29 protein-coding genes are annotated in these 23498 nt (G+C 65.2%); 11 read left to right on the forward strand and 18 right to left on the reverse strand.

Annotated elements, in window-relative coordinates; genetic code table 11:
* Positions 1–58: 58 nt before the first annotated feature.
* Positions 59–1090, forward strand: a complete 1032-nt coding sequence (locus MU856_RS09440) for a fatty acid desaturase family protein (protein WP_263587432.1) — start codon at positions 59–61, stop codon at positions 1088–1090.
* Here the strand turns inward: MU856_RS09440 and MU856_RS09445 are convergent.
* The 5 genes from MU856_RS09445 to MU856_RS09465 form a co-directional block, all read right to left on the reverse strand.
* Complete coding sequence (locus MU856_RS09445; protein WP_263587433.1) at positions 1069–1857, reverse strand: DNA-binding domain-containing protein; 789 nt, start codon at positions 1855–1857, stop codon at positions 1069–1071. The genes MU856_RS09440 and MU856_RS09445 overlap by 22 nt on opposite strands.
* A complete protein-coding gene (locus MU856_RS09450; RefSeq protein ID WP_263587434.1) occupies positions 1850–2701 on the reverse strand; it encodes a DUF692 domain-containing protein in 852 nt (283 codons plus the stop codon). The genes MU856_RS09445 and MU856_RS09450 overlap by 8 nt, the downstream gene beginning before the upstream one ends.
* Positions 2702–2761: 60 nt before the next feature.
* Complete coding sequence (locus MU856_RS09455) at positions 2762–3046, reverse strand: hypothetical protein (RefSeq protein WP_062902734.1); 285 nt, start codon at positions 3044–3046, stop codon at positions 2762–2764.
* Positions 3047–3132: 86 nt separating this feature from the next.
* The gene (locus MU856_RS09460; protein WP_263587435.1) at positions 3133–3618 is read right to left on the reverse strand and encodes an asparaginase domain-containing protein; all 486 of its coding nucleotides are present in this window, start codon (positions 3616–3618) and stop codon (positions 3133–3135) included.
* On the reverse strand, positions 3615–5216 hold the full coding sequence (locus tag MU856_RS09465) for a lysine--tRNA ligase (RefSeq protein ID WP_263587436.1): 1602 nt from the start codon (positions 5214–5216) through the stop codon (positions 3615–3617). Before MU856_RS09465 ends, MU856_RS09460 begins: the two co-directional genes overlap by 4 nt.
* A gap of 118 nt (positions 5217–5334) precedes the next feature.
* On the opposite strand from MU856_RS09465, the gene MU856_RS09470 reads away from it, so the two are divergent.
* Positions 5335–5703 (forward strand): PilZ domain-containing protein, encoded by a 369-nt coding sequence (locus tag MU856_RS09470; protein ID WP_263587437.1) that lies wholly within the window; start codon positions 5335–5337, stop codon positions 5701–5703.
* Positions 5704–5707: 4 nt separating this feature from the next.
* Here the strand turns inward: MU856_RS09470 and MU856_RS09475 are convergent, their stop codons facing one another.
* Positions 5708–6142 carry a hypothetical protein gene (locus MU856_RS09475; RefSeq protein ID WP_062902738.1) on the reverse strand — a complete coding sequence of 145 codons (435 nt, stop codon included), beginning with the start codon at positions 6140–6142 and terminating at the stop codon, positions 5708–5710.
* Positions 6143–6266: 124 nt separating this feature from the next.
* Here MU856_RS09475 and MU856_RS09480 point away from each other — a divergent pair, with 124 nt between their 5' ends.
* Together MU856_RS09480 and MU856_RS09485 are read left to right on the forward strand one after the other, a co-directional pair.
* Complete coding sequence (locus MU856_RS09480; protein WP_263587438.1) at positions 6267–9014, forward strand: ATP-dependent DNA helicase; 2748 nt, start codon at positions 6267–6269, stop codon at positions 9012–9014.
* Between the two features lie 70 nt (positions 9015–9084).
* Positions 9085–9636, forward strand: coding sequence for a SixA phosphatase family protein (locus MU856_RS09485; protein WP_062902740.1), 552 nt, complete (start codon positions 9085–9087; stop codon positions 9634–9636).
* A 56-nt stretch (positions 9637–9692) separates the two neighbouring features.
* Here the strand turns inward: MU856_RS09485 and MU856_RS09490 are convergent, their stop codons facing one another.
* Positions 9693–10061 carry a hypothetical protein gene (locus tag MU856_RS09490; RefSeq protein WP_263587439.1) on the reverse strand — a complete coding sequence of 123 codons (369 nt, stop codon included), beginning with the start codon at positions 10059–10061 and terminating at the stop codon, positions 9693–9695.
* 327 nt (positions 10062–10388) lie between these two features.
* Between MU856_RS09490 and MU856_RS09495 the strand changes: the two genes are divergently transcribed.
* The gene (locus tag MU856_RS09495; RefSeq protein ID WP_217372397.1) at positions 10389–11921 is read left to right on the forward strand and encodes a class I adenylate-forming enzyme family protein; all 1533 of its coding nucleotides are present in this window, start codon (positions 10389–10391) and stop codon (positions 11919–11921) included.
* A gap of 36 nt (positions 11922–11957) precedes the next feature.
* Here MU856_RS09495 and MU856_RS09500 read toward each other — a convergent pair whose 3' ends face one another.
* The 5 genes from MU856_RS09500 to rpmF all read right to left on the reverse strand — a co-directional run bounded on the left by MU856_RS09500 (position 11958) and on the right by rpmF (position 15025).
* Complete coding sequence (locus MU856_RS09500) at positions 11958–12347, reverse strand: MerR family transcriptional regulator (RefSeq protein WP_186402295.1); 390 nt, start codon at positions 12345–12347, stop codon at positions 11958–11960.
* Positions 12348–12361: 14 nt separating this feature from the next.
* Entirely contained in the window at positions 12362–12655 is a 294-nt protein-coding gene (locus MU856_RS09505) for an integration host factor subunit alpha (protein WP_003047685.1), read from the reverse strand.
* A 171-nt stretch (positions 12656–12826) separates the two neighbouring features.
* Positions 12827–13792 (reverse strand): beta-ketoacyl-ACP synthase III, encoded by a 966-nt coding sequence (locus MU856_RS09510; protein WP_263587440.1) that lies wholly within the window; start codon positions 13790–13792, stop codon positions 12827–12829.
* A complete protein-coding gene (plsX, locus tag MU856_RS09515; protein WP_003047692.1) occupies positions 13789–14823 on the reverse strand; it encodes a phosphate acyltransferase PlsX in 1035 nt (344 codons plus the stop codon). Before plsX ends, MU856_RS09510 begins: the two co-directional genes overlap by 4 nt.
* A gap of 22 nt (positions 14824–14845) precedes the next feature.
* Positions 14846–15025, reverse strand: coding sequence for a 50S ribosomal protein L32 (rpmF, locus tag MU856_RS09520; protein WP_003047695.1), 180 nt, complete (start codon positions 15023–15025; stop codon positions 14846–14848).
* 344 nt (positions 15026–15369) lie between these two features.
* Here rpmF and MU856_RS09525 point away from each other — a divergent pair, with 344 nt between their 5' ends.
* On the forward strand, positions 15370–15810 hold the full coding sequence (locus tag MU856_RS09525; protein WP_186402296.1) for an MAPEG family protein: 441 nt from the start codon (positions 15370–15372) through the stop codon (positions 15808–15810).
* 24 nt (positions 15811–15834) lie between these two features.
* On the opposite strand, the gene MU856_RS09530 is transcribed toward MU856_RS09525, so the two are convergent.
* Entirely contained in the window at positions 15835–16500 is a 666-nt protein-coding gene (locus MU856_RS09530; RefSeq protein ID WP_186402297.1) for an MBL fold metallo-hydrolase, read from the reverse strand.
* Between the two features lie 256 nt (positions 16501–16756).
* Between MU856_RS09530 and MU856_RS09535 the strand changes: the two genes are divergently transcribed.
* The gene (locus MU856_RS09535; RefSeq protein ID WP_062903246.1) at positions 16757–17032 is read left to right on the forward strand and encodes a zf-TFIIB domain-containing protein; all 276 of its coding nucleotides are present in this window, start codon (positions 16757–16759) and stop codon (positions 17030–17032) included.
* 84 nt (positions 17033–17116) lie between these two features.
* Here the strand turns inward: MU856_RS09535 and MU856_RS09540 are convergent, their stop codons facing one another.
* Genes MU856_RS09540 through MU856_RS09550 form a run of 3 tightly spaced genes read right to left on the reverse strand, consistent with a single transcriptional unit; the run spans position 17117 to position 19445 of the window.
* Positions 17117–17668 carry a TIGR02281 family clan AA aspartic protease gene (locus MU856_RS09540; protein WP_263587441.1) on the reverse strand — a complete coding sequence of 184 codons (552 nt, stop codon included), beginning with the start codon at positions 17666–17668 and terminating at the stop codon, positions 17117–17119.
* A gap of 35 nt (positions 17669–17703) precedes the next feature.
* Positions 17704–18681 carry a hypothetical protein gene (locus MU856_RS09545; protein WP_263587442.1) on the reverse strand — a complete coding sequence of 326 codons (978 nt, stop codon included), beginning with the start codon at positions 18679–18681 and terminating at the stop codon, positions 17704–17706.
* Between the two features lie 29 nt (positions 18682–18710).
* Complete coding sequence (locus tag MU856_RS09550; protein WP_263587443.1) at positions 18711–19445, reverse strand: YgfZ/GcvT domain-containing protein; 735 nt, start codon at positions 19443–19445, stop codon at positions 18711–18713.
* A gap of 59 nt (positions 19446–19504) precedes the next feature.
* Here MU856_RS09550 and pyrC point away from each other — a divergent pair, with 59 nt between their 5' ends.
* Entirely contained in the window at positions 19505–20527 is a 1023-nt protein-coding gene (gene pyrC, locus MU856_RS09555) for a dihydroorotase (RefSeq protein ID WP_186402300.1), read from the forward strand.
* A 22-nt stretch (positions 20528–20549) separates the two neighbouring features.
* Here pyrC and rarD read toward each other — a convergent pair whose 3' ends face one another.
* Together rarD and MU856_RS09565 are read right to left on the reverse strand one after the other, a co-directional pair.
* A complete protein-coding gene (rarD, locus tag MU856_RS09560; protein WP_062902752.1) occupies positions 20550–21467 on the reverse strand; it encodes an EamA family transporter RarD in 918 nt (305 codons plus the stop codon).
* Positions 21468–21478: 11 nt separating this feature from the next.
* A complete protein-coding gene (locus MU856_RS09565) occupies positions 21479–21700 on the reverse strand; it encodes a hypothetical protein (RefSeq protein WP_003047722.1) in 222 nt (73 codons plus the stop codon).
* A gap of 176 nt (positions 21701–21876) precedes the next feature.
* Here MU856_RS09565 and MU856_RS09570 point away from each other — a divergent pair, with 176 nt between their 5' ends.
* The 3 genes from MU856_RS09570 (at position 21877) to MU856_RS09580 (ending at position 23448) form a co-directional block, all read left to right on the forward strand.
* Positions 21877–22281 (forward strand): glycine zipper 2TM domain-containing protein, encoded by a 405-nt coding sequence (locus MU856_RS09570; protein ID WP_263587444.1) that lies wholly within the window; start codon positions 21877–21879, stop codon positions 22279–22281.
* Between the two features lie 178 nt (positions 22282–22459).
* Complete coding sequence (locus MU856_RS09575) at positions 22460–23011, forward strand: GNAT family N-acetyltransferase (protein ID WP_062902754.1); 552 nt, start codon at positions 22460–22462, stop codon at positions 23009–23011.
* Positions 23008–23448: a DUF1330 domain-containing protein gene (locus MU856_RS09580; RefSeq protein ID WP_062902755.1), complete on the forward strand. Its 441-nt coding sequence runs from the start codon at positions 23008–23010 to the stop codon at positions 23446–23448. Before MU856_RS09575 ends, MU856_RS09580 begins: the two co-directional genes overlap by 4 nt.
* Positions 23449–23498: the final 50 nt, after the last annotated feature.

Genomic DNA, 23498 nt, shown 5'->3' on the forward strand with positions numbered 1-23498 from the left:
ATTGCTGTGCCAAAATGGAAGGGGTTGGGTTTCGCTTCGCAACGGGTTACACCGGGACATGGCCGCCGTCCGCCTCTTGCCGCCCGATCGCTTTTTCGACCGCCAGCAGTGGGCGGCGATCACCAAGCCCTCCGCCTGGTACGGTATCTGGCTCGTCGCGCACGGCTGGATCGTCAGCGTCGCTGCCATCGGCTTGGCGGCGTGGAGCGGCAATCCGCTGGCCTGGCTGCTCGCCATCATCATTGTCGGCGGACGCCAGCTCGGCTTTGCGATCCTGATGCACGACGCCGCGCACGGCGCGCTGCACCCCGATCGCAAGATCAACAATTTTCTGGGGCAGTGGCTCACCGGAGCGGCGGTGGGGTCCGATCTGATCGCCTATCGCACCTATCATCTCCAGCACCACAAATATACGCAGCAGGCCGAAGACCCCGACCTTGCGCTGTCCGAGCCATTCCCGACCACCCGCGCCAGCCTGATGCGCAAGATCAACCGCGACCTGACCGGACAGACATTTTTCAAACAGCGCGCCGCCCAGTTCCGCTTCGCGCTCGTCGGATTGAAGGCGATGCTTCGCGGCGAAAGGGCGGAGAAAAGAGGCGCGAGCACCAAGGCGGGCACGCCGTTCAACAAGCAATCCGACGACGGCGTAACATCGCCCATGATCGATCTTGCCGGTGCGATGACGGTCACACGGTCCGTCGGCCGCTTTCTACTCGTTCAGGCCATACTGCTCGCGGCGTCGCTACTGCTCTACGGCTGGACGCCCTATCTGCTCTGGCTTGCCGGACTGGCGACGACCTTTCAGCTCTATCTGCGCATCCGTAACATCGCCGAACATGCCTGCACCGCGACGGGAAGCGACGATCCCTTCAGCCACGCGCGCACGACGCACGCCGGCTGGCTCGCGCGCGCGACGGTTGCGCCCTATTGGGTGAATTATCATGCCGAGCATCACCTCTTCATGGGCGTGCCCTGCTATCGCCTTCCGCAAGTCCATGCCGCGCTCGGCCGCGCCGGCAAGCATGATGCGATGACGATCGCGCCGAATTACGCTGCGGTACTGCGTCAAGTTGCCCCTGCGGCCTGATCGGCCAGTATCAGCACGCCGTCGGCAAGCCACCGGGCGAGCAGCGCGGCCAGAGTTTCCATCGCGGTCGCCTCCCCAACTTCGTCCACTAAATGCGCGCTGATATCCGCGAAACTGGCGCCGCGCCCGATCCGCGCCAGCGCAGCCGCCTCAACCCCGGCAAGGCTGCGAAACTGCGGCTGCAGCCCGCTGCGCCACACCAGCACATCGACAGGCGGGTCAAGGACCGCGAGCGCCGGAGGGGCTTCGCCGGCGCCGAGGGCGCTCCACAGGGCGGCGCTGTTATGGTGCATGGTGAGCAGCCGCGCCGAGGGATGCAGCGCTAGGCCGGCCCCGATCCATCCGTCGCCGAGCACGCCGATCGCGCCGGCATCGAGCGGCGATGCGTCGGGCGCGTCGAAGGCGTGGCGCAGGGCCCAGTCCAGCCGGGCAAGTTCGGCCAATTCGCCGTCTTCCGGAAAATGATGCGCGATAAAGCCGGGCAGCGTGGCGCCGTAGTAGCGCAGATTTCGGGTCGTCGACGGGTGCGCCTTTACATAGGCATCGGCGATATGGCCAAATTGCGCATCGCCCAGATAGGCATGCAGCCGCTCGAAATGATCGGCGAGGACGCCGGTCAGGCTCACGCGGTAATTGTTGCGATAAATGCCGATCCGGCGGGCCGCGCCGACGCGCGCGTCATCGACAATCAGGGCTTCGGCATCCGCATCCTCGCCCATGATCGCGGCGAGAAAGCGTTGCTGGATGGCGTACAGTGCGTCAGCCACCGACCGGCTCCAGCGCCGCCTGCGCCAGCTTGCGGGCCCGTTCGAGTTCGGACAACAGCGCCGCCAGCGGCGGAATGTCGTCATCGCGTTCGATCATCGTCGCGACGGGGCCGACCATCGCAATGGCGCGGGCGTAAAGATCCCATACCGCATCGCATACCGCTGCATCGTGCGTGTCGATGACATAATCGCCCATGTCGCTGTGGCCCGCGAGATGGATTTGCTGGATACGCCCGGCGGGCAAGCCGCTCAGATAGTCCAGCGGATCGAAGCCATGGTTACGCGCGCTGACGTAGATGTTGTTGACGTCGAGCAGCAGCAGGCAATCGGCGCGTTCCGCCATTTCAGCCAGAAAATCCCATTCGCTGCGATCGGAGGCGCGAAAGCTGACATAGCTCGACGGATTTTCGATCAGGATCCGCCGCCCCAGATAATCCTGCACGCGGCCGATATTGTCGACGACGCACTGCAATGTCGGTGCATCATAGGGCAGCGGAAGCAGATCATGGCTGTTATGCGCGTTGATCCCGGTCCAGCACAGATGATCCGAAATCCAAAGCGGATCGACCCGATCGGCGAGCGCCTTCAGCGCTGACAGATAGATGTGGTCGAGCGGCTCGTCGGACCCGATCGACAGCGACACACCGTGCATGACGATCGGATAATCGGCGCGAAGCCGGTCGAGCGTCGCCATCGGGCGTCCGCCCGGCACCATATAATTTTCCGATATGATCTCCAGCCACTCGACCGGTTGGCGCCGCGCCAGGAAATCGGGATAGTGGGCGGGGCGCAGTCCCAGACCAAAGCCGGGCGAAGGGATCGCGATCTGCTGATCTTGAGACATGACCGAGCTCGATTATTCCCTCCCGCACGGAGCCGGAGCGCCGCGCGGGAGGGAATGGCATCAGCCGACGTCGCCGATGACGCCGCCGCCGGTCAGGCACTTGGCGGCGGCCATGGCCTTGAAACCATGGCCCTTGCATTCATTCTGACCCTTGCATTCGTTGGCCGAGGTCTTGCAGTCGGCCGTGCCCTTGCAGCTGTTGACGCCATAGCAATGCACGGTGTCCTTGGCGCCGACCGCGGCGCCCGAGCTGCCGGCAGGCGCCGGAGCGGCCAAAGCGGCGCCGGCGAGCGCGAGGGCGGTGGCCGAAGCGGCGATGGCAGCGGCGAATTTCGTGTTGGTCATACTATCCTCCGAAGACGGGATGGAGGGACAATATGTCCGTCCATGCTCCTATATTCGGAGACGCGCGCGCGAGGTTACAGCCGGGGCTATTCGCCCGCCGCGACGAAACGGCCGCCCGCGCGGTCCTTCACCGTGGTCTCGGGATCGAAGATCATGCCGTTCATCGCGACATAGACGTCGGGCGGCAGCGTCTGCACTGCCGCCAGCGCAAAGCCCACATTGAACTCGGCGTCGCTTGCCCGCACCGATGCGGGCTGCATCGCGCCGGTCAGCACAATCGTCTTGCCCGCGATTCCCGCCAGCGCCCGGCCGGTCACGACCATCGTGTCGGTGCCATGCGTGACGAGAACATGTGCCGAATCGCTCGCGGCGACCGCAGCGCGGATCGCCTCGCGGTCGGCGTCGGTGAGTTCCAGGCTATCCTTGCGCATCAACTGGGTGACGCGGTGGGGCACATGGACATTATTCTCTCGCAGCATGTCGGGGATCGCCGCCGGGCCGATCTGGAACTCTGACAGCGCGTCGAAATAGACTTTGTCGATCGTCCCGCCGGTGGTGAAGATGTCGATCACGCCAAGGCTTCCGCAATCAGGCGCCGCGTGTTGTCGATCCCGAACAGCGCGATGAAGCTGCCCATGCGCGGACCTGCGCTCGACCCGAGCAGCGTTTCATAAAGCGCCTTGAACCAATCGCGCAGATTTTCAAAGCCATAGGCTTCATTCTTGCCGATCTCATAGACGATATTCTGGATATCGTCGGCCGACGCATCGACATGCAGCGCCGCGAGCCGCTCGTCGAGTTCCTTGAGCGCAGCGCCCTCGCCCCCCACGGGCTTGCGGCGCTTCAGCGTCGGGGCGACATAGTCGCGATTGTACGCCATCGCATTGTCGATCAGCCGGTCGAGTTCGGGCCAGGTCGCCGCGTCGGCGCCCGCGACATATTGACCGAGGTAGCGCCAGATTTGGTCCTTCGCCGCATCGGCGCCCATCACGGCGACAAGGTTGAGCAGCAGCCCGAAGGTCACCGGCAGCACCGCGTCGGGCACATCTTCGCCGCGCGCGACATGGACGTGATGCACGGGGTTACCCAGCTTCTTGTCGGGTTCCTGCGCCGGATAGCTTCCGCGCATCTGCAGATATTCGTCGACCGCCTTCGGGATGACGCCGATATGAAGCTGCTTCGCCGCCTTGGGCTCGCGATAGGCATAGAAAGCCAGGCTCTCTTCGCTGCCATAGCTCAGCCATTGTTCGATCGACAGGCCATTGCCCTTCGACTTCGAAATCTTCTCGCCCTTTTCGTCGAGGAACATTTCGTAGATCAGCCCCTCGGGCTTGCGTCCGCCTAGCGCCTTGGCGATCTTGCCCGACTGGATGCCGCTGTCAGTCAGATCCTTGCCATACATCTCGTAATCGACGCCGAGCGCGACCCAGCGCATCGCCCAGTCGACCTTCCACTGCAGCTTGGCACCGCCCGACAGGATGCTGTGGGTGATCGTCTCGCCCTCATCCTCGAACGATACGAGCCCCGCATCGGGATCAACAACCGTCACCGGCACCTGCAGCACGATCCCCGACTTGGGGCTCACCGGCAGAATCGGCGAATAGGTCGCGGCGCGCTCGGCACGCAGCGTCGGCAGCATGATGTCGAGAATATCCTGATTGTGGCGCAGGACATTCTTCAAAGCATCGTCGAACGCGCCCGACCGATAGCGTTCGGTCGAGCTGACGAATTCATATTCGAAGCCGAAGCGGTCGAGAAATTCGCGCAGCATCGCATTGTTGTGATGCGCAAAACTCTCATATTTGCCGAAAGGATCGGGAATCGCGGTGAGCGGCCGACCCAGATGCTCGCGCAGCATGTCGCCGTTCGGCACATTGTCGGGAACCTTGCGCAGCCCGTCCATATCGTCGCTGAACGCCACGAGGCGCGTCGGCGCGCCGCCCGTCAGCGTTTCATAAGCGCGCCGCACCATCGTTGTGCGCAGCACTTCGTTGAAGGTGCCGATGTGCGGCAGGCCCGACGGACCATAGCCGGTTTCGAACAGCACCGGCGCGCCGCCCGGCTTGCCGTCGGGATAGCGTTTGATGAGCTTGCGCGCTTCCTCGAACGGCCAGGCCTTGGACGTTTGCGCGGGCTCGCTCAGCGAAGGATGAAGGTGCAAGTCGGTCATCGGGCGCCCATAGCGGCAAGCGCCCCCGAATCGAAAGGCAAAATTGTCCGCACACCGCAAAGGAACCGCGCCAGACATGGTTACGCCAGATTAACCACGTCCGTCCTAGCCTCGGGCCATGACGAGTCCCCACGCTCCCATCACCCGCGCTCACAAGCGCACCCCGGTCACGATCGAGGTGATCGTCAACGGCGTGCTCAACCAGATCGAAGGGCGCATCTGCGACCTTTCGGAAGGCGGCGCCCGCATCGAAGACGCGAGCATGCCGGCGCGATCCCGCTGCGAAATCCACTATGGGGGCCAGGTCGTCTATGCGATCGTCATGTGGTCCGAATTCGACCGCATGGGCGTGCGCTTTCCCTACGAGCTGTCGCACGGACCGCTGTTCAACGCACTCGAACGCGCGCGCGGCGCCGCCAGCGCGCATCCTGCGCAGATATTTCTGTCCAACCGCAGCGCAGGTTTCGGACGGCGCGGGCTGAGCTGAGCGATCAGAAGGGCGCGATGGTAACGCCGTCGCGCTCATTGTCCCAGATCATCGCCATGATACGCCACCCGCGTTCGGGATCTTTGAATAGCTGGATCGAATTGATGCCGCGCCTCTCGGGCAGGGGGTCGTCGAGCGCCGAACGCGCTTCATAAGCGCTCCATACGTGCGCCATGTTGCCGAGTACGTCGATCCGCCGCGCAATTTCGAGCTCAAAGAAATCATTCTCGGCAAAGAAGGGCGTCGTATCGCGAGCATAGTCGGCGAGGCCCATACTACGAAATATCGCGCGGCCATCAGCATCAACGCCCGTTCGTATCTGACGCGCATCGGGATGGAAGCAATTATCCTGGCGCGACCAGTCGCGCGGCCCCTTCGGGCCCGAAATCATCGCATACATTTCGTCGACCACCGCGCCGATCGCAGCCTCTTCACCCATTGTGTCGCCCCTCTCATCAATCGCCCGCCGAACGATGGTCGTTTTTCACGCCGCTGCAACCCGAAAGCGTGTCACATTGATTGCCCGCCTTGCCGCGTTCGCCTTTTGTGCCTAGCGTGGGGCAATGGCGCCCGATCCGCTCTCCCTCCCCGCAATCCACGCGAGCCATGTCGGCATCTGGATCGCCGACGCCTCGGGCCGCGTCCAGCGCGTCGGACGCGGCGAAGCGATCGCGGCGGTCGCCGCAACTCCGCATGTCCTGCTCGGCGCGACGCTGACAGGCGACCGGCTCGGCTATCCCGAGCTGTCGGGGCTCGATCTGCTCGAACTCTTCGCCTTCCTGTTTCCCGCGCGCTTTGCGGTGCCGACGCCGGCGGGCATCGCCGCCGCGATGGACATCGCCCCGCCCGCTAGCGAAGCCGATGTTGCGGCGTTCCTGCCGCGCGCCGCCGCAGCGATGCTCGATCGCGCGGGCGATGCCGCGTGGCCCGAGCGCGAGGGCGCGTGGCACGGCCTGCAGGCGCTGTCGCGCCAGCGCTGGCCGTGGGCGCCGCTTCTGCAGCCCCGCATCGGCGCGCCCGAACGCAGCGAGCGCTGGCTGTTCGCGCGGCTGCCCGAATGGGAGGAAGCTGCCCCGCGCCCGCAGCCGCGCCAGGTAACGGTCAATCCCGACGATGTGACCGCCCGGCTCGACCGGCTCACCGGCGATGGCGCCGAACGCCGTGCGGGACAGCGCGACTATGCCCGCGCCGCCACCGCGATCTTCGAACCGCGCGAACGCCGCGATCGACCGCAGATGCTGGTCGCCGAGGCGGGCACGGGGATCGGCAAGACGCTGGGCTATCTCTCCCCCGCCAAGCAATGGATCGATCAGTCGGGCGGCAGCGTCTGCGTGTCGACCTATACCAAGGCGCTGCAACGCCAGCTCGCGCGCGAGACCGAGCGGTTGTATCCCGATGCACGCACGCACCGCGAAAAGGTGGTGGTGCGCAAGGGACGTGAAAATTATCTCTGCCTGCTCAATCTCGAGGATGCGCTGCAAGGCGGCTTTTCGGGCCGCGCGGCCGTTCTGGCGCAGCTCGTCGCGCGCTGGGCCGCGTATACGCGCGACGGCGACATGGTTGGCGGCGATCTGCCCGGCTGGCTGCCCGCGCTGTTCCGCCGCAACGGCACGACCGCGCTGACCGATCGGCGCGGCGAGTGCATCTATGCGGGCTGCCCGTATTTCCGCAAATGCTTCATCGAACGCTCGACCCGCGCGGCAGCGCAGGCCGACATCGTCATTGCGAACCATGCGCTGACGATGGTGCAGGCCGCCCGGCCCCGCGACGGCGGCGCCCCCGCAACGCGGCTGATCTTCGACGAAGGCCACCATCTGTGGGATGCCGCCGACAGTATGTTCGCCGCTGCGCTCACCGGGCAGGAAGCGATCGAGATCCGCCGCTGGGTGTTGGGGCCGGAGGGCAAGTCGCGCGGCCGCCGCCGCGGTCTCGCGGCGCGGCTGGCCGATGTCGCAAGCTATGACGAGGCTGGCGACAAGGCGATTCACGCGGCGATCGAGGCCGCGGGCCAGCTTCCCGGCGACGGGTGGCTCGCGCGCATTGCCGAGAACGACCCCTGGGGCGCGATCGAGCGGCTGCTCGTCGCCGCACGCGGGCAAGTCTATGCACGCGGCACCGATCCGAAAAATGCCGACAGCGGCTATGGCCTTGAAACCGAACTTGCCGATCCCGGCCCCGATCTGGTGGCGGCTGCCGCCGACGCGAGCGATGCGATCGAGGCGCTGCTGCGGCCGCTGATGACGCTCGGCAAGCGGCTCGACGCGTTGGTCGATGATCCGCCCGACTGGCTCGACGGACAGGCCCGCGCCCGCGTCGACGGCGCCCGCGCCAGCCTCGGCACGCGCATCGACACGCTCGGCGCGTGGCTGTCGCTGCTCGGGCGCGTCGGCGGCCCGGCCGATCCCGACTTTGTCGACTGGCTGGCGGTCGACCGCTTCGACGGGCGCGAATATGATATCGGCCTGCACCGCCACTGGCTCGATCCGGCGCGCCCCGTCGCCGATATCGTCTACGCGCCGGCGCAGGGCGTGCTCGTCACCTCGGCGACGTTGCGCAGCGGCGCGCAGGCGACCGGCGATGCAGGAAGCGGCTGGACTGACGCGGATATCCGCACCGGCGCACGGCACATCGACGGCGGCGTCCGCCATTTCGCGGTCCCGAGCCCGTTCGACTATGCGCGGCAGGCCGAGGTGCTGATCGTCACCGACATCGCGCGCGGCGATCTTCCCGCCCTTGCCGGCGCCTACAGCCGCCTGATTGAAGCATCGGGTGGCGGCGCGCTCGGCCTGTTCAGCGCGATCCGCCGGCTGCGCATCGTCCACGCCCGCATCGCCGACCGCCTCGCGCGCGCCGGGCTGCCGCTCTACGCCCAGCATGTCGACCCGCTCGACACCGGCACCCTCGTCGACATTTTCCGCGCCGATCCGCACGCCTCGCTGCTCGGCACCGACGCGCTGCGCGACGGAGTCGACGTGCCCGGTGAATCGCTTCGGCTGGTGATCATGGAAGGGGTGCCATGGCCACGCCCGACGATCCTTCACGCGGCGCGGCGCGCGGCGCAGGGCGGCGGCGCCTATGACGACGGCGTCATCCGGGCCCGCATCGGGCAGGCGTTCGGCCGCCTGATCCGCCGCGCCGACGATTTCGGACAGTTCGTCATGCTGTCGCCCAGTTTCCCGTCGCGGCTGCTCAGCGCCTTTCCCGCCGGGACGCCCGTCCGCCGCCTGCCACTCGACGAGGTTGTGAACCATGTTGCGGCGGCGAACGGCGAACAGCGAAAAAGAGCGTTTGCTGCCTTTTCACCGTCATGAGTTTCCGGCAGAAGGCAGCGCAGCAAGGCTATTGGGCTTAGGGGCTGGCGCAGCGGCGCGGGGAGAGATTTTGAAGACTTTGACTATCCTGCGTCATGCGAAATCGGGCTGGGACGCGACCGTCGAACGCGACTTCGACCGCCCGATCAACGCGCGCGGCCGTCGCGGCGCCGAACTCGTCGGCCAATATGCACGGCGGCACGCGATGGCGATCGACCGCATCATCGCCTCGCCCGCGGTGCGCGTGACTGAAACGCTCGATCTGTTTCAACCTGCCGCGGGAATCGATGCAATCGAACCCGATTGGGACCGCCGCATCTATCTTGCCTCGTCTGCGACGCTGATCGATGTAATCCGCGACATGGGCAAGGACTCGCAGAATTTGCTGATCTCGGGCCATAATCCGGGGCTGGAGGACCTGATCCTCGAACTCGTCCCCGAATCGCCCGACGACGAACTGCGCGCCAAGGTCGAGGAGAAACTGCCGACATCGGCACTCGCCCGCCTCGAACTCGACATCGCCGACTGGCGCGACCTCGATACAAAGAGCGCGCGTTTCGTCGCTTTCATCCGCCCCCGCGACCTCGACGCATCACTGTCCCCCGCGATGGACGACGACTAAGGGATTTGACAATTGTGGGGTGGAGAGCCGCCACAAGCCTTACCTTCAGTTCGATCTCATGCAATTCCGTGTTCGGCGACTTTGATTAGCAGGTCGGCACCTTCTTTACGGTTAGCTGTTTCTGGCATTCCCTTGCTTATGAGATCGCCAAGCTTCTCTGCGAGAGGACTGCATTTCTGAAAGCGATACAGATTCGCTTCACCGTTTGCAGGTTCAATATCGGTGGACCGCCAACCCGCTCTATCCATGTCGCTTTTCAAGCACTTCCAATGGACTTCGTGTGCCTCAAACACGACGAAGTTGCTTTGCTGCATTTTTGAGCCCGCAAAATGTTCAAATAGTGGTCTAGCAAGCCAGATAACCCCGACTGCCAGCACTAGCGCCAATGCCACGACCAGTTCGATCCAGTCGATTAACAGTTCCATCACATCGAGACCTCTTGTTAATTGGCTACCCGTATGACGACCAAGGACTAAGGATTTCCTACGTCAGCAATCTGCCGATACTGTTGAAAAAGTCAGCCGCGGCGAGGCGTCCGTCGAATTTCAGTAGGAATGATTTATGAAGCCTCGCTGCACGAACGATCGACGGCGGCGGTATCCGGATGATAGAGGGCGACGGGCAACTTCGTGTCGCCTTCTGTCACCTTCCCCGATGGATGCCTCGTTCTCCCCTGCCGTGACGCAACTTCTTGTCGCGCCCCGCCGCCCCACCGGCATTGCACCGCCCCCCTGCTGTGCTAACCGGTTGCCATGACCAGTATCGAATTGCTTGACAGCGCTTTCGCCACCCTGCCCGACCTCGTTCGCGCCCATGCCGCCGAACGTCCCGATGCCGTAGCGGCCGCAGACCCGGCGCGGCGATTGAGCTGGTCCGAACTGGATCAGATGGCCGACCGAATCGCCGCGCGGTTGCAGCAGGATGGGCTGGCGAAGGGCGACCGGACCGCGATTGCGGGCCTGAACAGCGTCGAACAGATGGCGGTCATTCTCGGCACGCTGCGCGCCGGCGGCGTCGCCGGGCTGATCACCAACAGCGCGACGGGCGAGCAAATGGCAGCGATGATCGCCGATACCGGCGCGCGCCACCTCTTCCTCGACAGCGCGGCGTCCGCAAGCCTCGAAGGCCAGACGGTCACAGCCAGCGATCGCATCGCGATGGACGGCAGCGACGTCGGCGTCGCGCTGGTCGAATGGATGGCGCCCGCAGGCACCACACCTGCAGCGGTCCCGATCGATCCGCTCGACGGCTTCAATATCATCTATTCGTCGGGGACGACCGGAACGCCGAAAGGGATCGTCCACAGCCACGCGATGCGCTGGCAGCACATCCAGCGCGGTGTCCCGGCCTATGGCCCTGACGCGGTGACGATCCTGTCGACGCCCCTCTATTCGAACACGACGATGGCAAGCTTTCTGCCCACGGTCGGTTCGGGCGGTCAGGTCGTGCTGATGAAGAAGTTCGATGCCCGCGGGTTTCTGGAACTGGCAGAGCGCGAACGCGCCACGAACACCATGCTCGTTCCCGTCCAGTATCGCCGCATCATGGCGCTCGAAGATTTCGACCGTTTCGATCTGTCCAGCTTCGTGATGAAATATTGCACCTCGGCGCCCTTCGCCGCCGCACTCAAGGCCGACGTGCTGAAGCGTTGGCCAGGCGGCCTCGTCGAAATCTATGGGATGACCGAAGGCGGCGCGGCCTTCATTCTCGAAGCGCATCAATTCCCCGACAAGCTGCACACCGTCGGCAAGCCCGCACCGGGCCATGTCGCAAAGGTCATCGACGAAGAGGGGCAGGAACTACCGCAAGGGTCGGTCGGCGAAATCGTCGGTCGCAGCCCGGCGATGATGACCGGCTACAACAACCGTCCCGATGCAACCAAGGCGATGCACTGGCACGATGCGGAGGGGAATCTCTTTTATCGTCATGGCGACATCGGCCGCTTTGACGAGGACGGTTTCCTGACGCTGATGGACCGCGCCAAGGACATGATCATTTCGGGCGGGTTCAACATCTTCCCGAGCGACCTCGAGGCGATCCTGCTTGCCGACGAGCGCGTGGTCGAGGCGGCGGTGGTCGGCATGCCGAGCGAGGAGTGGGGAGAAACCCCCGTCGCTTTCGTTGTGCTGAAACCCGGCACCGATGCGGAAAGCGTGCGCGCCGATTGCAACGCCAAGGTCGGCAAGACCCAGCGGCTGAGCGCGATCACCACCGTCGACGAACTGCCGCGCAGCCCGATCGGCAAGGTGCTGAAGCGCGAATTGCGCGACGCCTACGCCCGATAGGCGGGCCGCGGGTCGTTCAGATGGGGCTTGGCTGGCTCAGCGCAGTGCAGCCGCCAGCCGCTCCCGCAGTGCCACCAGCGCCGCCACCGGAATGCCCTTCGCTTCGCTGTGCGTCGCCCGCGCGACCGGGACATCGCGGGGTGTGGCGGCAGCGCCGTCGGGTTCCGACGACAGCGCCTTGCGGGCGCCATCGACCGTATAGCCCTTGACGTGAAGCAGGTGATGGATGCGCTCCGCCAGCGCAATATCATCGGGCCGGTAATAGCGCCGACGGCCCGACCGCTGGAGCGGCCGAAGCTGCGGAAAGCGCGTTTCCCAGTAGCGCAGGACGTGGGTCGGCACCCCGATGCGGTCCGCGAGCTCGCCAATGGCAAGCATCGCTCCGACCGCCTTGCCGTCCCCGTTGCGGCTATCGTGATCGCCCATCGGATACGACCGGCTTATTTGCCCGCAACGCGGGCGCGCATCGCCTGGCTGGCGCGAAAGGTCATCACCCGGCGCGGGAGGATTGGAACCTCGATCCCCGTCTTGGGATTGCGGCCGACGCGTTCGGCCTTGTCGCGCAGCACAAAGGTGCCAAAGCCCGAAATCTTCACATTCTGGCCCGCGGCCAGCGCGTCCGACATATGCGCGAGAATCGATTCGACGATCGTCGCCGATTCGTTTCGCGACAGGCCGACTTGCTGATTGATGCGCGCGGCAATGTCGGCGCGGGTAAGCGTTCCTGCTGTCATAATTGACCCCTCCCCTCCTGAAGCGGATGCACAAGAGGAACCCAGACAGCCCCCACCGTCGCGAGTCCCGGGATTATATGTAACAAAAGCGAATTAATCCGCCAAACTTAAACGGATGGAGCGTGGAGTTGATGCGACGAGCGTCGAACGCCCGTTCGTGGACTGCAAAAACTAGACGCGCAGGACCGCCGCACCCCAGGTAAAGCCGCCGCCCATCGCCTCCAGCACGACCAGATCGCCGCGCTTGATGCGCCCGTCGCGTACCGCAAGATCGAGCGCCAGCGGGACCGACGCCGCCGACGTATTCGCATGCTGATCGACCGTCAGCACGACTCGGTCGGCGGGCAGGCCCAGCTTTTTCGCGGTTGCGTCGATGATGCGCTTGTTCGCCTGATGCGGAACGACCCAGTCGATATCCTCCGCCTTCAGCCCGACGTCGGCCAGCACCTCGCCCAGCACACTGGCAAGATTGGTGACGGCATGGCGGAACACTTCGCGGCCCTGCATCCGGACATGGCCAACGGTGCCGGTGGTCGAGGGACCGCCATCGACATAGAGCATGTCGCAATATTGCCCCTCGGCGTGCAGCCGCGTCGCGAGGATGCCCTGGTCGTCCGCCACGTCCTTTGCCGACAAGATCACCGCCCCCGCACCGTCGCCAAACAGGACGCAGGTCGTGCGGTCCTCCCAGTCGAGGATGCGACTGAAGGTTTCGCTGCCGATCACCAGCGCATATTCGGCCGTACCGGTGCGCAGCATCGAATCGGCGACCGAGACGGCATAGAGAAAGCCCGAACAGACCGCCGCCACGTCGAACGCGATGCAGTCTGGCGCGCCGAGGAGCGCCTGGACCTTGGTGGCGGTGGCGGGGAAGGTGTTGTCGGGCGTCGCGGTCGCGACAATGAGCAGGCCGATGTCCGCAGGCGACAAACCCGCCGCCTTCAGCGCCTCGCGCGCCGCATCGGCGCCCAGCGTCGCTGTCGTTTCATCGGGTTCGGCGATATGGCGAAAGCGGATACCGGTGCGTTCGACGATCCATTCGTCGCTGGTATCGACGCGTTCGGCCAGTTCGGCGTTGGAAACGCGGGTGCGCGGGAGCGCCGAGCCGGTGCCGGCGAGGACAGCGCGCCGGGTCATGCCGCGGCGTCGCTGCGGAAATTGGCAAGATCCTCGGTCACCTGGCGTGTAATGTCCTTTTCGACGAGTTCGGCGCACAGATGCACCGCGTTCGCGACGCCCTTTGCATCGGCGCTGCCGTGGCTCTTGAGTACCACGCCGTTGAGGCCGAGGAATACCGCGCCATTGTGATTATTGGGGTCGAGATGGTGGCGCAGCAGTTCGGTCGCCGGCCGCGAGATCAGGAAACCGATCTTCGACCGCACCGACGAGGTGAAGGCGCGCCGCAGCAGATCGGTCACGAACCGCGCGGTGCCTTCGATCGTCTTGAGCGCGATATTGCCCGAAAAACCGTCGTGGACGACGACGTCGACATTGCCGCGCGACAGCTTGTCGCCCTCGATGAAACCCGCGAACTCCATCGGCAGCCCCGTAGCATCGCGCAGGATCGCGGCGGCGTCGCGAATTTCGTCGGTGCCCTTGAGCTCTTCGGTGCCGATATTGAGCAGCGCGACGCGCGGACGCTCCAGCCCCATCGCGGTGCGCGCATAGGCAGCGCCCATGACCGCGAACTGGACGAGGTTGTTGGCGTCGCAGTCGGTGTTCGCGCCGAGATCGAGCATGACGACGTCATTGTCGCCGAGCGACGGCAGCAGCGCCGCGAGCGCCGGCCGGTCGATGCCGGGCATAGTGCGCAGCGCCAGCTTCGACATCGCCATCAGCGCGCCGGTGTTGCCCGCCGAAACGGCGCCGCCGGCATCGCCGCGCTTCACCGCATCGATGGCGAGCCCCATCGAGCTGCCGCGGCCGCTCCGTAGCGCCTGGCTGGGCTTGTCCTCGCCGGACACGACCTTGTCGGTGTGGATGATGTCCGACGCGGCGCGCAGATTGGGGTGATTGTCGAGCGCAGCCTTGATCTGCTGCTCGTCGCCGACGAGCAGAAACCGCAGGCCGTCGTGCCGGTGGCGCGCCATGGCCGCGCCGGCGAGCATCACGCGCACGCCGACGTCACCGCCCATCGCATCGATCGCGATTCGCGGTGTAAGGCTCATACCAACGCCCTCCGGCTAATGCTTAGGCGCCAGCCGAAACCACTTCGCGGCCGTTATAATGGCCGCAGGCGTTGCAAAGGTTGTGCGGACGCTTCAGTTCGCCGCAGTTCGGGCATTCCTGATAGGCCTCGACCTTCAGGCTGTCGTGGCTGCGACGCATGCCGCGCTTCGAGGGCGAGGTTTTTCGCTTGGGGACGGCCATTTTAAATCCTGCATTCTCAAATGTTTATACGAATCGGCAAACCCGGTGTTGTCACCCCCCGATGCCGGGGAATGACTGGCCCGCCCGCCGCGCCGAAAACCATAACTGCCTTGGAACTGCAGTATAATCTTCCGCCGGAAGGTGCCTCAACGCCTGATGGTGTCGGGTGCCGGATCGGGCGCGGCTATAGCGTTTTTGCCCGCAAAGGCAACCCCCTCGCCGCGCGTCGGAGTACGGGCGGATGCTCCTTCCCCGTCGCCCCTTGCCGCGGACGCGCGCCGGTGCCACATCTGCACCCGGTCGCGCCAGCACGAGCGCCGGCCGATAACAAGAGGGGGAATTTCATGTTCATGTTGCCGATCAGCCTGACCATCGCCGCGGGCGCCGCCCTGCTCAATCTCTGGCTCGCGACCCGGGTCGGGCGCGTGCGTGGACAGGAAAAAGTCTCGATCGGCGACGGCGGCAACGACAGGCTGATTCGCCGCATGCGCGCGCAGGCCAATTATGTCGAGAATACGCCCTTCGTCCTGATCCTGCTTGCGCTGATCGAACTGGGGATCGGCTCGTCGATCTGGCTGTGGGCGGTGGGCGCGCTCTATCTCGTCGGGCGCATCCTGCACGCGGTCGGCATGGACGGCATGATGTGGGGCCGCATGGTGGGCACCGTTATCACCATGCTGACCCTGCTCGGGCTTGCGATCGCCGCGCTGCTGTCGGTCTATCTGACCCCGACGAAATTCGTCAGCACCGAAGTCACCGAAACCGTCGCCATCCAGCCGCAATAGAATGATGCAAGCGGGGCGGCCGCTTCAGCCGCCCACAACGCCGTCGGCGACATAGGGATTGGTGCGCCGCTCCTGCGCAAAGCTGCTGTGCGGACCATGGCCGGGCAGGAAGATGGTATCGTCGCCGAGCGGCCACAGCTTGCCGGTGATCGAATCGATCAGTTGCTGGTGATCGCCGCGCGGAAAATCGGTGCGGCCGATCGACCCCTGGAATAGCACGTCGCCGACGATCGCGAGCTTCGAGGGGCCATGATAGAAAACAACGTGGCCGGGGGTGTGACCGGGGCAATGGATGACGTCGATCGTCAGATTGCCGACCTTCACCGTATCGCCATCGACCAGCCAGCGGTCGGGCTCGAACACCTCGCCCGTCATGCCGAAGCGCGCGCCATCCTCGCCCAGCCGCTCGATCCAGAAACGATCGTCCTCGTGCGGCCCTTCGACCGGCACGCCCAATTCCCGGGCGAGCACCCCCGCCTGCCCGCAATGATCCATATGACCGTGGGTGACGAGAATCTTTTCGACCTCCACCCCCGTCTGCCGGATCGCCTCGCGCAGCTTGGGCAGGTCGCCGCCGGGATCGACGAGCGCCGCCTTGTTGGTTTCGGTGCACCACAGGAGAGTGCAATTCTGCTGAAAGGCGGTGACCGGGATGATGGCGGCCCTGAGCGGCGGGTTGGGAGCGTTCATACTCGCAGATGTGGGGAAATGCCGCGCAAATGGCAAGCAGGCGCGAGCCCTGAAGAAGAACCGCCCGCGACCGATGCCGCTGCGTCAGGACTTGAAGGTTCCCGGACAGTCCCCATTTATCCGGTGCGGGCCGGGCCCCTCTGGCGATCCCAGGATCGTGATGTCGGACCGCATCGAGCGTGCTCGGTGCGTGATCGGCCATGGCCTTCGCTCTCCGCGCATCCTCGATGGATCGAAATCTTTCCACGAGGTGACCATGACATCTGCCCACAATATGCCCTGCCCCATCTGCAAGGTTCCGCTCGCGATGAGCGACCGGCAAGGCGTTGAAATCGACTATTGCCCGCAATGCCGCGGGGTATGGCTCGATCGCGGCGAACTCGACAAGATCATCGAACGGAGCGCTGCCGAAGCCGCGCCCCGCCCGGCAGCGCCGCAGGCCACGCCGCCGCCAGCTTACGGCCATGGCAACGATTATCGCCGCGGCTACCCCAAGCGGCGCAAGTCATTCCTGGAAGAATTGTTCGACTGATTCCCGGCGACGGGCGCGCCATTCGGATGGCGCGTCCGTCGTACTTTAAGCCGACGGCGAATACCCGGCGACTGGCTTGGCGTCCTAGCGCAGCGTCATTGTGTCGCCTTCGACATTCACCGCAGCGAGCTTTGCAAGATAGCTTTGGCCGAGCAGCGACACCCCCATGTTGGCATCGACCACTGCCGCCTCGACATTGCGGATCGTGATGCCGTCGACCTCGACACTGTCGAGAAGGACCGTCCGCATCGGCACCGTGCCACCCGCGGTCTGGGCGGTGCCGCCGATCGGCAGACGGTCGACATCGATGCCGATCGCCTCGGCATCGATCCGCGTCAGCGCGACGAGCGATGCGCCGCTGTCGACCAGCATACGAACCTGCCTGCCCTGGACACGGGTGTCCGCATAGAAGTGCGAATCGGATGCCCGCCGGATCCGGACTTCGCTGGGCCGCGAGGCGGCGTCGCTGGCAGTCACGGCGGCCTTATCGCGCGCGCCGGTCGTCCAGTTGCTCTCGCCGGCATAAGGATCCACAGGCGCTTCGGGCACATCGGCGACCTGCCGGCCGGCGATGCTCGCCATGCCGATCGATATGCCCGCGATCCCGGCTACCAGGGTAATGAAACGCCTCACCATGCCCGGTTTATTCGCAAATCGGGGTTGGAGAATGGTTAAATGGCGCCGCGATTTTGTGGTTCGGCAAGACCGCCTTCCGCCTGATCGATGAAGGCGCGCCATTGCGGCTCCCCGCCGCGGATGCTGTAGGCGATCCGCGCGCAGGCATAGGGGCGTCCCGGCCGGTTGTCGGCATCGAAGGCGGCGATCGGCCACAGGCGTTCGGCATCGACACGATCGGACCAGCACACGATCGCCTCGGCCTCCTGTCCCGCATCGACCAGCGCCCGTTCGCCCGCATCGAGCGTGGCCGCGTCCCAACCCAAAATCACGCGCTGCAGCTTCGCCGGAGCGCGCAACGCCGATGCAAAGGGGATTGCCTGCGCGCCGAGCAGGCGCTCGACCCGCGCGCGGTCGGCGGCGGCCAGCCAGCGCCCGCCAAGCAACGGCACCCATTGCTTCGGATCGCCCGAGCGCAACGCGGGAAACAGCGCATCGGCCGCCGCGGCAAAGCGCGCCGCCCACGGCGAATCCGCAGCAAGCGGGCGAAGCTTCCATGCAGCCGGCGCGACGTCGGCGCGCAGTCGCCGTTCCACCGGCCGGTCACGAACCCTGTCCGCCCCCACGATGTCGAGCGTCGGCGCCGCTTCGGCCGCGCATTGCACGCCCGTGCAGCGCGCCGTCAGCGCGGTCAGGTGCAGCCATTGGGGCATCGACGCACGCGGCGCACCGGAATTTCCCGCATCGACAAATTCGCGCGAGGCCGGGTCGAAGACCATCCGCGCGGGCCCGCCGCGCATAGGGCGGCCCGGTACGTCGCCGCGATAGGCGATCGACACCCCGGCATAGATGGCGCCCACATCGGCGTAGAGGCGGCCGTTCCACGCGATGGCCTCGAGCTGCACGCAAAGCCCCGGCTCCGCCGCAGCGGCTTCGGCCAGCGTCATCGTGCGCGCATGATCGTCCGGGCAGGAGGCCGGACCGGCGGCGGCCAGCGCGGCGGGAGCAAGCAGGGCGAGCGGTGCGATCATCATTCCCCTCTACCCCGCCCGCGCTGCACCGGTCATGAACCGGGCGAAAGAAGGGCGCTGTGCATCCAGGCGGGTGCTTTCGCCGGATCAATGCCCTCGACGCGCCGATGCTCCACCGACCAGCCGAGTTCGGGATAGGCGATGACCTGACGCTTTTCGTCGGCTTCGGCGATCGGCACGACTATGAGTCGACGATTGACCTTCTGCCGCCAGTTCATCCGCGCGGTATTTTCCTGTCCGACGTAGCAGCCCTTGGAAAAGCTGACGCCGTTCAATTCGGCGGCATTGCATTCGAGCCACAGCGTCGTGCCGTCGCCGAGTTCGGCCCGCCCTTCGGTGACGCCGAGCGCCAGGCGGTACGCGCGCCATGCCGCCTCGACGCCCGCCGCGCCGCCTTCCTCGGCGGGAGCGAGCCAGCGCTGCCCCAATTCGGCAAGCCGCGGGTCGACGACGCCAAGATCGCCCTCGGGCGCCCAGTGAACCCGCAAAACCTCCTCGCGCTCGATCGTAATCGCGCGGCGCAGGCGATAGAGCGTCAGGCGCCGGGTCAGATCGTCCGCTGCCGCCGCCTCGCAATCGATCAGCACATCCGCCTCGTCGGCCCAGATCAGAAAATCGAACAGCGCCTTGCCCTGTGCGGTCAGCAGCGCCGCCCAGACCGGCAGATTGCCCGACACATCATTGGTGACAAGGCCTTGCAGAAAGCCGCGGACATCATCGCCCGACAATCGGATCAGCGCGCGGTCGTTGAGGGTGGTATTGGCCATGCCGATAATTTAGGGACGGGGCAGCCAAAGCCAAGCCACGATTTGCCCGAGGGCCCGCCATGACCGATCGCCTGACCATACGCCGCCCCGACGACTGGCACGTCCATCTGCGCGATGGCGCGATGCTGGCGCATGTCACGCCCTATACCGCACGCCAATTCGCGCGGGCGATTGTCATGCCCAATCTGTCGCCGCCGGTGACGACCGTGGCCGAGGGCCGCGCCTATCGCGAGCGGATCGTCGCAGCGATCCCCGCGGCGCTCGATTTTACCCCGCTGATCGTCGCCTATCTGACCGATGGCACCGATGCGGAGGAAATGGCGCGCGGCCACGCCGAGGGCGTGTTCACCGCCGCCAAGCTCTACCCCGCGCATGCAACGACGGGCAGCGCCCACGGCGTGACCGATGTCGCGAACATCATGGGCGTGCTCGAACGCATGGCCGATATCGGCATGCCGCTCCTGATCCACGGCGAAGTCACCGACCATGACGTCGATATCTTCGACCGCGAGGCGGTATTCATCGATCGCACGCTCGCACCGCTCGTCGCGCGGCTGCCCGAACTCAAGATCGTGTTCGAACATATCACGACGGCGGAGGCGGCGCAGTTCGTCGCCGATGCGCCCGCCAATGTCGCCGCGACGATTACGCCGCAGCATCTTCACATCAACCGCAACGCGATGCTGGTCGGCGGCATCCGTCCGCACGCCTATTGCCTGCCCGTCGCCAAGCGCGAGCATCACCGGCTCGCGGTGCGCGCCGCCGCGACCTCGGGCTCGCCCAAATTCTTCCTCGGCACCGACAGCGCGCCGCACGCGGTGCATACCAAGGAAGCGCCGTGCGGCTGTGCCGGCATTTTCAACGCCCCCTTCGCGCTCGAAAGCTATATCGCGGCGTTCGACGAAGACGGCGCGCTCGACCGGTTCGAGGGTTTTGCGAGCGAACATGGCCCGCGCTTCTATGGCCTGCCGCTCAATCAGGGCACGATCACGCTCGAACGCGGCGCGACCGTGGTTCCCGACCGGATCGGCGATGTGGTGCCGTTCCATGCCGGAGAAACGCTCGGCTGGCGGATCGTCTAAACCCTAGGCGATCTCATAGGCCCTAGGCGATCTCGACCATCCTGTCGGCGCGCATTTTGCGCCACATGTCGAAACTGAACACCGCAATGCTGATCCAGATCAGCAAGAAGCACGCCAGTTGCACGGGCTTCAGCGGTTCGGCGAAGACGAACAGGCTGAGCAGGAATTGCAGTGTCGGCGCCAGATACTGGACGAAGCCGAGCGCTGCATAGCTCATCCGCCGCGCGGCGGTGGCGAAGAGGAGCAGCGGCACCGCGGTGACGATTCCCCCGGCCATCAGCAGTAGGCTGATTTTCGGGTCCGATCCGAAACCGCGCCCGTCGCCGATCCACAGATACCAGGCCGACGCCGCGAGCGCCAAGGGCATGAGCAGCGTCGTTTCGATCGCGAGGCCGGGCAGCGAGCCCACGGGCACCACTTTTCGCAGCAGCCCGTAGAGGCCGAAACTGAAGGCGAGCGTCAGGCTGATCCACAGCGTGTCGAGCGCACCGCCGAGCAGGATCGCCACCCCGACGGCGGCGATCGCGACCGCCACCATCTGCAATCGCGACAGGCGCTCGCCCAGGAAGACCATTCCCAGCATCACATTGACGAGCGGATTGAGATAATAGCCGAGGCTGGCGGCGAGGACATGATCGGTGAAGATCGAATAGATATAGACGAGCCAGTTCACTGCGATCAGCAGCGCGCTCGCCAACAGCATGCGCAGCACCCGCCAATCGCGCAAGGCGACAAGATAGTCGGCGATCTGCCGCCGGAATGCCATGATGAAGAAACAGAGCGGCAGCGACCAGACGATGCGCTGCGCCAGCACCTCGACCGGCGGCACGCTCGCAAGCAGCTTGAAAAACAGCGGGACGAAGCCCCAGATGCCATAGGCGGCGAGCGCGAAGGGCAAGCCGTTCTGCTGGCTCTCCGACGGAGCGGCGGGCGCTGACATTCTATGCGCGCTTAGAGCAGACCGCCGCCGAGCATCAGCCGGACGACGCCGACGACGATCACGACGATGTTCAGATTGCGCCCGCTCGTGCGGCTCGACATCGCACCAAGCGCGAGCCCGACCACGGCGATCGGGATGATGACCCAGTTCGCCCAGCCCAGAAACGGAATGAACGCGGGGATCGCGAGAATCAGCGCGACCAGACCGATGAAAATCGAAGCAATGTTCAGCATTTCCAATGTTTCGCACGCCGCCGGACGGCGGACAAGTGCCTTTCGGTTCGTCGATGACAGCACTCATTTCGTCTTGTTGCCGAAGGTTCATGCAACGCTGTGCGGACCCTTCTCGTTGTTTCGGGCGAAGCGCTCGTTCCTGAACGGTCGAGGCGCGAACCAGGAAAGGACAGGATATGGCTATTCTTACCAAAGGCATGATGGGCGCAATTGCGGCCGCCAGTGTCGTAGCGACCGCCCCCGCCTATGCCGGCATGGCAAGCGCCGTTCCGGCGCAGGTCTTGCACAAGAGCGAAATCACCGCTGACTTTTACAAGCGCAAGCATCACGACCGTCGCTATTATGCGAGCCGCGACCAGCGCGTCGGCGCCAACACGCGGATCTGGCGCGGTAACGACGGCCGATATTACTGCAAGAAGGACAATGGCACCACTGGCCTGCTGATCGGTGCCGCGGTCGGCGGCCTTGCCGGTCACGAAATCGCTGGCCGGGGCGACAAGCTGCTCGGCGTGGTTCTCGGCGCAGGCGCCGGTGCGCTCCTCGGCCGCGAGATCGACCGCGACAAATATCGCTGCCGCTAATTGACAGAAACCGTCCGGGTGCGGGTCCGAGACCCCTCCATCCGCACTCTGTGATGGCGAGGGCGTCGGTTCGAACCGACGCCCTCAAGGCCGATCGCGCGTTCGCGGTGCGTGTTTCAGCTTGCCCGCCAGCCTCCTTTCTCCCAGAAGCGTTGGCCACTGCTGCGGGAGAATATCGATGCTAAACGGCCCTCTGCTCGTTACCGAGCGGCTGATCCTCCGCCCGCCCGCGACCGAAGATTTCGACGCCTTCGCCGAAATGTGCGCCGAAGAAGACACGATGACCTTCATCGGTGGCAGCTGCGCGCGATCGCAGGCGTGGCGCCAATGGTGCACGCTCGCGGGGGCATGGCATATCCGCGGCTTCTCGATGTTTTCAGTCCTCGAACGCGCAAGCGGCGAATGGGTCGGGCGGCTCGGCCCGTGGGAACCCGACGGCTGGCCCGCGCCCGAGATTGCCTATGGCGTGCGCGCCAAATTCGCCGGGAAAGGCTATGCGTTCGAGGGGGCGGTCGCCGCCTGCGACTTCGCGGTCGAATTCCTCAAATGGCCCGAGCTGATGCACAGCATCGCCCCCGACAATGTCCGCTCGCAGGCGCTGGCCAAAAGGCTGGGCGCGACCAACAGCGGCCCGACGCACCTCCCCGCCCCGTTCGAACAGACCCGCGTCGACGCCTGGACGCAGAGCGCCGAGGCATGGCGGGGCAAACGCAAGGAGTTCCAGCCATGAGCGATCGTCACATCGACCCCGAACGCGCGCAGTTCGACACTTTCAAGGCATTGCCGCGCGATACGCCGATCCACATGCTCAACCTCGTCCGCTTCAAGGACAGGGCGACTTATCCGGACGATCACCCCCTCGCCGGCAAGGCACTGACCGGCGCGGAAGCCTATGCCAATTATGGCAAGGACAGCAGCGCCGTTTTTTCGCGCGTCGGCGGCAGTGTCGTTTGGAGCGGCATGATGGAGGCGATGGTGATCGGCCCAGCAGATGAACATTGGGACGCGATGTTCATCGCCCGCTATCCGAACAGCGGCGCCTTCATGGAGATGGTCACCGATCCGGTCTATCGTCAGGCGGTTGTCCACCGTCAGGCGGCGGTCGAAACCTCTCGCCTGATCCGCTGCGCGAGGAATCCGTCTCGGTCCGAGACAGTTTTCGGCTAACAAAGTCTTACCAATTAACGCTTTTTGCTCACATCTTCTTAACCAGCTTC

It is taken from the genome of Sphingopyxis sp. GC21, assembly GCF_025727575.1.
In the GTDB taxonomy this organism is placed as follows: Bacteria; Pseudomonadota; Alphaproteobacteria; order Sphingomonadales; family Sphingomonadaceae; genus Sphingopyxis; species Sphingopyxis terrae_A.

Excerpts from the sequence above, each read along its gene's own strand:
- MU856_RS09440 (WP_263587432.1), top strand. The coding sequence starts at position 59 with ATGGCCGCCGTCCGCCTCTTGCCGCCCGATCGCTTTTTCGACCGCCAG.
- MU856_RS09450 (WP_263587434.1), bottom strand. The coding sequence starts at position 2,701 with ATGTCTCAAGATCAGCAGATCGCGATCCCTTCGCCCGGCTTTGGTCTG.
- MU856_RS09455 (WP_062902734.1), bottom strand. The coding sequence starts at position 3,046 with ATGACCAACACGAAATTCGCCGCTGCCATCGCCGCTTCGGCCACCGCC.
- MU856_RS09465 (WP_263587436.1), bottom strand. The coding sequence starts at position 5,216 with ATGACCGACTTGCACCTTCATCCTTCGCTGAGCGAGCCCGCGCAAACG.
- MU856_RS09470 (WP_263587437.1), top strand. The coding sequence starts at position 5,335 with ATGACGAGTCCCCACGCTCCCATCACCCGCGCTCACAAGCGCACCCCG.
- MU856_RS09475 (WP_062902738.1), bottom strand. The coding sequence starts at position 6,142 with ATGGGTGAAGAGGCTGCGATCGGCGCGGTGGTCGACGAAATGTATGCG.
- MU856_RS09480 (WP_263587438.1), top strand. The coding sequence starts at position 6,267 with ATGGCGCCCGATCCGCTCTCCCTCCCCGCAATCCACGCGAGCCATGTC.
- MU856_RS09490 (WP_263587439.1), bottom strand. The coding sequence starts at position 10,061 with ATGGAACTGTTAATCGACTGGATCGAACTGGTCGTGGCATTGGCGCTA.
- MU856_RS09495 (WP_217372397.1), top strand. The coding sequence starts at position 10,389 with ATGACCAGTATCGAATTGCTTGACAGCGCTTTCGCCACCCTGCCCGAC.
- MU856_RS09500 (WP_186402295.1), bottom strand. The coding sequence starts at position 12,347 with ATGGGCGATCACGATAGCCGCAACGGGGACGGCAAGGCGGTCGGAGCG.
- MU856_RS09505 (WP_003047685.1), bottom strand. The coding sequence starts at position 12,655 with ATGACAGCAGGAACGCTTACCCGCGCCGACATTGCCGCGCGCATCAAT.
- MU856_RS09510 (WP_263587440.1), bottom strand. The coding sequence starts at position 13,792 with ATGACCCGGCGCGCTGTCCTCGCCGGCACCGGCTCGGCGCTCCCGCGC.
- plsX (WP_003047692.1), bottom strand. The coding sequence starts at position 14,823 with ATGAGCCTTACACCGCGAATCGCGATCGATGCGATGGGCGGTGACGTC.
- rpmF (WP_003047695.1), bottom strand. The coding sequence starts at position 15,025 with ATGGCCGTCCCCAAGCGAAAAACCTCGCCCTCGAAGCGCGGCATGCGT.
- MU856_RS09525 (WP_186402296.1), top strand. The coding sequence starts at position 15,370 with ATGTTCATGTTGCCGATCAGCCTGACCATCGCCGCGGGCGCCGCCCTG.
- MU856_RS09530 (WP_186402297.1), bottom strand. The coding sequence starts at position 16,500 with ATGAACGCTCCCAACCCGCCGCTCAGGGCCGCCATCATCCCGGTCACC.
- MU856_RS09535 (WP_062903246.1), top strand. The coding sequence starts at position 16,757 with ATGACATCTGCCCACAATATGCCCTGCCCCATCTGCAAGGTTCCGCTC.
- MU856_RS09540 (WP_263587441.1), bottom strand. The coding sequence starts at position 17,668 with ATGGTGAGGCGTTTCATTACCCTGGTAGCCGGGATCGCGGGCATATCG.
- MU856_RS09545 (WP_263587442.1), bottom strand. The coding sequence starts at position 18,681 with ATGATGATCGCACCGCTCGCCCTGCTTGCTCCCGCCGCGCTGGCCGCC.
- MU856_RS09550 (WP_263587443.1), bottom strand. The coding sequence starts at position 19,445 with ATGGCCAATACCACCCTCAACGACCGCGCGCTGATCCGATTGTCGGGC.
- pyrC (WP_186402300.1), top strand. The coding sequence starts at position 19,505 with ATGACCGATCGCCTGACCATACGCCGCCCCGACGACTGGCACGTCCAT.
- rarD (WP_062902752.1), bottom strand. The coding sequence starts at position 21,467 with ATGTCAGCGCCCGCCGCTCCGTCGGAGAGCCAGCAGAACGGCTTGCCC.
- MU856_RS09565 (WP_003047722.1), bottom strand. The coding sequence starts at position 21,700 with ATGCTGAACATTGCTTCGATTTTCATCGGTCTGGTCGCGCTGATTCTC.
- MU856_RS09570 (WP_263587444.1), top strand. The coding sequence starts at position 21,877 with ATGGCTATTCTTACCAAAGGCATGATGGGCGCAATTGCGGCCGCCAGT.
- MU856_RS09575 (WP_062902754.1), top strand. The coding sequence starts at position 22,460 with ATGCTAAACGGCCCTCTGCTCGTTACCGAGCGGCTGATCCTCCGCCCG.
- MU856_RS09580 (WP_062902755.1), top strand. The coding sequence starts at position 23,008 with ATGAGCGATCGTCACATCGACCCCGAACGCGCGCAGTTCGACACTTTC.